The following is a 7,415-nucleotide window of genomic DNA, read 5'->3' as shown; positions in this document are numbered from 1 at the left end:
GCCCTCGATCCGCGCGGCGACCGCCTGGGCCGAAAGGCCCGGCGCGGTGATCAGGTAGCGGCAGGTGAGCCCGGTCGGCTCGTCGCCGCCGGCGCGCACCTCGAACCCCCCGCCGTCCAGCGGGGCAGCGCCGTCGAAGGGCGTGGAAAGCACGACCGCGCCGCCGCCGGCCTCGATCTCGCCCTGCAGGGCCAGCATGTAGCCGTGGCTGTCGAACACCCCGCTCTGTGGCGAGATCAACGCACCCTCGCACCGAAGCTCCGGCTCCAGCGCCAGGGCCTGCGCCTTGGACAGGTGCGCCATGCCCTCGACCTCGTTGGCGTGGGCCTGCTCGAGGATCGCGTCCAGGCGGGCGACCTCGTCGGTCGTGGTCGCCACCACCAGCTTGCCACAGCGGTCGTAGGCCACGTGGTGGGCGTCGAGGAACCCGTACAGCATCCGCCGGCCCGTGACGCAGAGCCGCGCCTTCAGCGAGCCGGTGGGATAGTAGAGCCCGCCGTGGATCACCTCGGAATTGCGCGAGGAGACACCCTGGCCGATGGCCTTGTCCTGCTCCAGCACGGCCACGGCCAGGCCGCGGCGGCTGAGCGCATAGCCGCACGCCAGGCCCACGGCGCCCGCGCCCACCACCACTGAATCGAAGTCAAACTCGGCCATCGCCGATCACGCCTAGAGCAAGCCGCGCCGGATGCAAACCGCACCGCCCCCTGCTAGACATCGGCCGACACGAAGCTCGAGGGACTGTTCATGAAGCCGTTGGTTTTGGCGATCGTCGCAGGGCTGGCCCTCGGCGCCGGGGCGGCGTCCGCCCAGGTGCCGCTCGACCCTTCGTCACATGCCCCGATCGCCGGCATCCTGACCTGGACCCCGCAGCAGCAGGCCAGCGGCTATCGGGACATCGAACACATCTTCAAGACCCACACGGTCAGGCGCGGGAAGACCGTCCATCCGCTGCCGGTGGCCGCCCGGCAGATCGACCCGACCTTCCGCTACCAGGGCAAGACCTGGACGGTGGACGACTACATGGCCGCCTTCCGCGTCTCCGGCCTGCTCGTTCTGAAGGACGGCAAGATCGTGCTGGAGAAGTACGGCCTGGGCCGCAAGCCCACGGATCGCTGGACCTCGTTCTCCGTGGCCAAGTCGCTGACCTCCACCCTGGTGGGCGCGGCCATCCAGGACGGCAAGATCAAGTCGATCAACGACCCGATCACCGCTTACGTCCCCGACCTCAAGGGCTCAGCCTACGAGGGCGTCACGGTGCGCCAGATGCTGATGATGAGCTCCGGCGTGAAATGGAACGAGGACTATACCGACCCCAAGTCCGACGTGGCGATGGCCGGCAACACGGTCACCGAGCCCGGGGTCAATCCGATGGTCAGCTACCTGCGCAAGCTGCCGCGCGCCAACCCGCCGGGGGCGAAGTTCAACTACAACACCGGCGAGACCGACCTGGTGGGCGTGCTGGTCTCCAAGGCCACCGGCAAGACCCTGGCCCAGTACGCCTCGGAGAAGATCTGGCAGCCCTATGGGATGGGCCGCGACGCCGTCTGGATGACCGATCCCGGCGGCCAGGAACGCGGCGGCTGCTGCCTGTCCATGACGCTTCGCGACTACGGCCGCCTAGGCCTGTTCATCGCCGGCGACGGCATGGCCGGCGGCAAGCGGATCACGCCGCCCGGCTATATCGCCGACGCCACCCGGCGCGAGATCGACAACGGCGAACCGGCGCCCGGCGGCTATGGCTACTTCTGGTGGATCTTCGACAACGGCGGCTATTCCGGCCTGGGGATCTTTGGCCAGTCGGTGACGCTGTTCCCCGCCGAACACCTGATCATCGTCCAGAACGCGGCCTGGCCGAGGGCCGTCGGCCGCGACCTCGGCGCCGCCCGCGCGGCGATGTGGGAGGGTGTACGGGCGGCGGCGAAGTAGCGACGGGCCCTTCGCCGGGAGAGCTATTTGTTCCCTATTTGTTCTTGATCTATTGGATGAGTCGTGAGACCTTTCTCGATGATGCGCGCCGGCAACGCGGCGACGCGGAGTGGTCTTTGGTCAAGGAGAAACGACTTGGGCAGCGGTTCTTTCGAGCGCGGCGGTCAACCGCGCTCCGTTCCCGATCCGGACGGCGATGCGTACGACGAAATGGTCCGTAGGCATGCCGCATCGCAGACTTCGCGGACGGCGAGCCCGGCGACGACCGTAGAGGGACCGCCTGTTCCTGACAGGGCTTCCCGGCCCGACTATTGGAGCCGCCACCCAGGAACGCTTGAGTCCCTGGCGCCAGTCTGGGGCTCCGCCCGCGAGGCCATCGCCGACTACCGCAATGGCGACAAGGTTGGCGCCCTGATCAACGGCGCGATGGCTGTAGCCGACCTCACCGGTGAAGGGTTCGTCGGTAAGGAGCTCTACAAAGGTGGCGCAAAGATTGTCGGTTCCAACACCTGGAACGCGACCCGGAAATGGATGGGGAAGAAAGGCCTGCTGGACGCCGGACAGCATGGCCACCACTGGTTGATTCCTCAAAGATCAAGCCTGCCTGAATGGCTGAAGAATCAGCCTTGGAACGTCAAGGGCATGCCCGGTCCGCAAGTGCACGGCAGGATGCACGGGCGCTACGCCGGCCAGCCTCAGTTCAACGAAGCTCAACAGCTCTGGCAAGGGACCCCCACCTGGGCGAAGACCCAAACCGGCCTGGCCGCGGGCCACATAGTGCAAGGCGTGGAGGAAGGTCTGACCGATCCGTACAGGCCGCCGTCGCCGTGATTGATAGGGGCGTCTGGTATGGGCTTGAATTCGACGCCGTGCTGTTCAGCGCAATGGGCCTGCTTCTCTACGTCTATGACCGCCTGAGACAGAAGCGCCGAAGCCGAACGCCTGCGATATCCGGTGAGACGATCCGGCTGAAAGCGCGCCTCAGGCGGCTCGTTCGGCCGACCCTGCTCCTGGTGCCGGCCAAGGAACCCGGCTTCTCGAAAATCGGCGGAAGTCCGGAATTGCCCGCGGGCCAGACATGGCCGGTCGGATACGAAGGGCGCAGTTTCCTTGCGCAAATCGACCTCGAAACCCTGGCGCCGCACGCGGTGATCGACTGGTTGCCAAAGGAGGGCCGCTTTTACGCTTTCTACGATTCCGAACGTCATGGGTTCGCCGATGTCGTTCGCATTCTCCACAGCGTTGAACCGGCCGGGCCACCCGTCGCGGCCCCAGCGGGTGTCCGCCCCTTCTTCGCGGAGCGGCGGGTCGCGTTCATGGTTTTCACCTCCGCCCCGAGTCTGGATTGGCTGGGCCTGGATGTCGCTTACCTCGATCTCGATGAAGACGAGTTTGAGCAGCTTGAAGCGATAGGGGACGCGCCGCCACCCGACGAACTGCAGCACAGGATCGGAGGATACCCGAACGAGATTCAGCCCGAAGCCATGTCGCTCTCATGCGAACATCTGGCCCGGGGGTTGCCAGATCCCATCTGGGGCGAAGACATCCCGCCGGCCATCGCGCGGGCGGCAAAAGAATGGCGCCTGCTGCTACAGATCGATTCCGACCCCGCCCTGAAGATGAACTTTGGCGACGGGGGTAGGCTTTACGTCTTCATTCGTGAGCGCCACGCCCGCGCCGGGAACTTCTCCAAAACCGTTGCATTGTGGCAGACCTACTGAGGCTCCGCGCCTAAATGTCCCGCACCCGGACCTTACGGAACTTCACCATGCCGGCGCCGTATTGCAGGGCGATGCGGCCGTGGGCGTGGGCGGCGTCACGGACGTTATCGACGGTGCGCACGCCGTTGACCGCGACGCTGAAGCGGTCGCCCCGGGCGGTGATCTCCATCCGGTTCCAGCGGCCGCCGGCCTTAGGCATCGGCGAGACCTTGGCGACATTGACGATCGCCCCGGTGCCATAGGTGGGGTCGGGCCGTTGGTCGAAGATGTTGACCTCGTAGCTGGTGTCCAGGCTGATCCTGGCCGGGTCGGCGCAGCGGATGAAGATGCCGCTGTTGGCGTCGTCGCTGACCCAGAACTCCGCCTCGATCCGCAGGTCGCCGTAGGTACCCCGGGAGACCAGGAAGCCGCCCTTGCCCGCGTCGGCCTGGACGGCGCCGTCCTTGGCCACCCAGTTGGCGTCGCCGATGGGGGTCCAGCCGTCGAGGCTGTGGCCGTCGAGGATCGTGGTCCAGCGCCCGGTGGGCCTGGCCAGCGCCGGGCCGACGCCGAGCAGACCCGCGGTCCCGGCCGCCAGGACGCCACCCGCGATCACAAACCGACGATCCATGGTCCATCTCCCGTTCGCGTCGGCTGGCTGGCCCGGTGCGTGGGCGAGCCTAGCGCCACTCGCGCGGTTTTCACAAACACGCCGGAGATCAGACACGGGCGGGTCAGAACATCTCATCCCAGGCGCGCGGCGTCTTCTTGCGGGGGCGTTCGAACATCACGCCGGGATAGCCCTTCAGCGGCGCCAGCGCCTCGCCCGACCAAAGCCAGTCGGCGGCCTGGCTGAGGTTCATGTGATAGCGCGGCTCGCGGCCGGTGCGCTCTGAGAAGACCGCGCGCGGAATGTTGACCATGGTCGGCGCGCCGGCGCGTTCGTAGAGCACCGGCGTCCCGCATCGGGCGCAGAAACTCCGCGCGGTCCCGGCGTCGGCATCCTCGAACCGGGTGATGTGCTGCGCCCCCTCCAGCACCCGGAACCGGCTCCTGTAGCTGCCCACATAGGTCGCATAGGCGCAGCCCTGGGCATGGCGGCTGGCGGGCGAATGATCGTGCCACGCCCACCGCGCCGGCACGTCGATCTCCAGCTTCACCGCCCCGCAGACGCAACCTCCGGCAGCCTGGACGGCGGAGGCCTTGGTGAGCTTGGGGAGGCCTTGGGACTTGCGCATGGGGGACATCCTATCAACGGCCAGAACCCGTTGGAGAATAGACCTCAGTTCGCCCCCGCCATCACCGTCGCCCCCATCTTCTCCCACCGACCCCACAGCGCCTTTGCCTCGGCCTTGGCCGGGCCGACGGAGGCGTCCTTGATGTGGCCGTAGCCGCGGATCTTCTGGGGGATGGCGGCGATCTGGGTCGCGGTGGGCAGGCGTTCGGGGGTCAGGCCTGAGACAATCTTGGCGATCGCCGCCTCGTAGTCGGCGAGCAGGCCGCGTTCCATCCGGCGTTCATCGGTGTAGCCGAAGAGGTCGAGCGGCCCGCCGCGCAGACCCTTCATCCGGGCCATCAGCGGGAAGGCCATGTCGAGCATCCAGCCACCGAAGGCCATCTTCTTCGGTTTGCCGTCAGGGCCCTTGCGGGCGATCAGCGGCGGGGCCAGCCAGACGGTGGTCTTGCCGCCGGTGAAGGTCTGGTCGCGGTAGGCGCGGAAGCGACCGTCGGTATAGAGGCGGGCGACCTCGTACTCGTCCTTGTAGGCCATCAGCTTGTAGAGATTGACCGCCACGGCCCGCGTCAGGGTCTCCGAACCCAGCGGCGCCTCGGCCTGCGCCACCGCCTTCACCTGCTGAAGATAGCGCCGCGCATAGGCGGCGTCCTGATAGGCGGTGAGTTCCCTGGCGCGATGGGCGATGAGGTCGTCGAGCGGCATGGTCTCCGGCGTGGGCACGTCGTCCTCGCGCTTGCCGCGGCTGGCCGGATCGTGGGCGGCCTTGCGGCCCAGTTCAAAGGCCTGCAGGTTGGCCTCGGCATCGACGCCGTTCAGCTTGATGGCCCGATAGATCGACCGGCTGGCGACCGGGATCACGCCCTTCTGCCAAGCGAAGCCCAGCATGATCATGTTGCCGTAGATGGCGTCGCCGAGGTTCTGCACCGCCAGGTTCTGAGCGGGCAGGGAATCCCACGACTTCACGGCCGCGGCCAGGCGGCGGCTTTGCGCGTCGGCGTCGAACCGCACGTCGCGGTCGGTGACGAAATCGGCGGTGGGCGCGAAATCGGCGTTGCCGACGGCCACCGTGCGGTCCTTGGCATAGAGCGACAGGGCGTCGGCGCCGTCCGCCGAGAGCAGGTCGCAGGCGATCAGCACATGGGCGCTGGCGGCTGGCACGCGGCCGCCGACCACGCTGGTCTCGGTCTCGCCGATGCGGACGTGGCTGAACACAGCTCCGCCCTTCTGCGCCAGGCCGGTCATGTCGACGACGCTGGCGGCGCGGCCATCCACGTGGGCCGCCATAGCCAGGATCGAGGCGACCGTGGTGACGCCGGTGCCGCCGACCCCGGTGAACAGGATGTTGCGCACGCCTTCCCCATTCTTGTCGGGCAGCGGCTCGAACGCCGGCAGCGGGGTGGAGTCCGCGGTCAGCGCCGGCATCGCCTCGCGATGCGGGTTGGCCGCGCCTTCCAGGGTGATGAACGACGGGCAGAAACCGTCGAGGCAGGAATAGTCCTGGTTGCAGGAGGACTGGTTGATCTTGCGCTTGCGGCCGAACTCGGTGTTCAGCGGCTCGACGGAGACGCAGTTGGACTTGACCGAACAGTCGCCGCAGCCCTCGCAGACCAGGGGATTGATCATTACCCGCTTCGGCGCGGCGTCCATCGTCCCGCGCTTGCGGCGGCGGCGTTTCTCGGTGGCGCAGACCTGATCGTAGAGCAGCACCGTGACGCCCGGCGTGGCGCGCAGCTCGGTCTGCACCTCCATCAGCTCCGAACGCGGCCGGACCACGACCCCGGGCGCGAGGTCGGTGGCGCCGTCGTAGCGTTGCGGTTCGGCGGCGACGATGACGATCTTGCGGACGCCCTCGGCGTGCAGCTGGCGGGTGATCTGGGCCGGGGTGAAGCCGCTCTCGGCGGCCTGACCGCCGGTCATGGCCACCGCGTCGTTGAACAACAGCTTGTAGGTCATGGTCGCCTTGGCGGCGACCGCGGCGCGGACCGCCAGCGAGCCGGAGTGGTTGTAGGTGCCGTCGCCCAGGTTGACGAAGACATGGGGCTCGGTGGTGAAAGGCGAGGCGCCGACCCAGCTCAGCCCCTCGCCGCCCATGTGGCTGTTGAGGTCGGTCGAGGGGTCGTTGAAGCTGGCCATATAGTGGCAGCCGATGCCGGCCAGCGCGCGCGAGCCCACCGGCAGGCGGGTCGAGGTGTTGTGCGGGCAGCCGGAGCTGAAGAACGGCTTGCGCTGCTGGTCCGACGACAGGGTGACGGCGGCCATGGAGGCGGCCGAGACGCGGGCCAGGTAGTCGTGCACCCGGTCCATGTGCGGGCCGGGCGGCAGGCGGTCGGCGATCGCCAGCGCAACCTCGGCCACCGACAGCGAGCCGATCTCCGACAGCAGCGGATGGCCGTTCTCGTCGATCTTGCCGATGATTCTCGGCCGGGCATGGGCGGGCAGTTCGTAGAGCGCGGCGCGGGCCTGGGTCTCGATCAACGGGCGCTTGTGTTCGATGACCATCATCGTTTCGAGACCGGCCGCAAACCCGCGCAGACCTTGAGGCTCCAGGG

At 67.8% G+C, this 7,415-nt stretch carries 7 protein-coding genes; 3 read left to right on the top strand and 4 right to left on the bottom strand.

Features of this window, described 5'->3' with window-relative positions:
* A partial coding sequence (locus RMN86_RS02480) for an FAD-dependent oxidoreductase (RefSeq protein ID WP_309604242.1) occupies positions 1-657 on the bottom strand: 657 nt, incomplete at its 3' end.
* A gap of 90 nt (positions 658-747) precedes the next feature.
* Between RMN86_RS02480 and RMN86_RS02475 the strand changes: the two genes are divergently transcribed.
* The 3 genes from RMN86_RS02475 to RMN86_RS02465 all read left to right on the top strand — a co-directional run bounded on the left by RMN86_RS02475 (position 748) and on the right by RMN86_RS02465 (position 3,650).
* Positions 748-1,929, top strand: coding sequence for a serine hydrolase domain-containing protein (locus RMN86_RS02475; protein ID WP_309604241.1), 1,182 nt, complete (start codon positions 748-750; stop codon positions 1,927-1,929).
* A gap of 78 nt (positions 1,930-2,007) precedes the next feature.
* Complete coding sequence (locus RMN86_RS02470; RefSeq protein WP_309604240.1) at positions 2,008-2,760, top strand: hypothetical protein; 753 nt, start codon at positions 2,008-2,010, stop codon at positions 2,758-2,760.
* 38 nt (positions 2,761-2,798) lie between these two features.
* A complete protein-coding gene (locus tag RMN86_RS02465) occupies positions 2,799-3,650 on the top strand; it encodes a YwqG family protein (RefSeq protein WP_309604239.1) in 852 nt (283 codons plus the stop codon).
* 10 nt (positions 3,651-3,660) lie between these two features.
* On the opposite strand, the gene RMN86_RS02460 is transcribed toward RMN86_RS02465, so the two are convergent.
* From RMN86_RS02460 to RMN86_RS02450, 3 genes are all read right to left on the bottom strand, one after another.
* On the bottom strand, positions 3,661-4,260 hold the full coding sequence (locus RMN86_RS02460) for a DUF1080 domain-containing protein (protein ID WP_309604238.1): 600 nt from the start codon (positions 4,258-4,260) through the stop codon (positions 3,661-3,663).
* Between the two features lie 103 nt (positions 4,261-4,363).
* The gene (locus RMN86_RS02455; protein ID WP_309604237.1) at positions 4,364-4,867 is read right to left on the bottom strand and encodes a GFA family protein; all 504 of its coding nucleotides are present in this window, start codon (positions 4,865-4,867) and stop codon (positions 4,364-4,366) included.
* A gap of 44 nt (positions 4,868-4,911) precedes the next feature.
* On the bottom strand, positions 4,912-7,415 hold a 2,504-nt coding region (locus tag RMN86_RS02450; RefSeq protein ID WP_309604236.1), incomplete at its 5' end, for an indolepyruvate ferredoxin oxidoreductase family protein.

It is taken from the genome of Phenylobacterium sp., assembly GCF_031360265.1.
GTDB lineage: Bacteria > Pseudomonadota > Alphaproteobacteria > Caulobacterales > Caulobacteraceae > Phenylobacterium.
This window is presented reverse-complemented; position numbering and strand designations above follow the sequence as displayed.

What these genes read in the sequence shown, in the direction of transcription:
- RMN86_RS02475 (WP_309604241.1), top strand. Translation starts at nt 748, where the DNA reads ATGAAGCCGTTGGTTTTGGCGATCGTCGCAGGGCTGGCCCTCGGCGCC.
- RMN86_RS02470 (WP_309604240.1), top strand. Translation starts at nt 2,008, where the DNA reads ATGATGCGCGCCGGCAACGCGGCGACGCGGAGTGGTCTTTGGTCAAGG.
- RMN86_RS02460 (WP_309604238.1), bottom strand. Translation starts at nt 4,260, where the DNA reads ATGGATCGTCGGTTTGTGATCGCGGGTGGCGTCCTGGCGGCCGGGACC.
- RMN86_RS02455 (WP_309604237.1), bottom strand. Translation starts at nt 4,867, where the DNA reads ATGCGCAAGTCCCAAGGCCTCCCCAAGCTCACCAAGGCCTCCGCCGTC.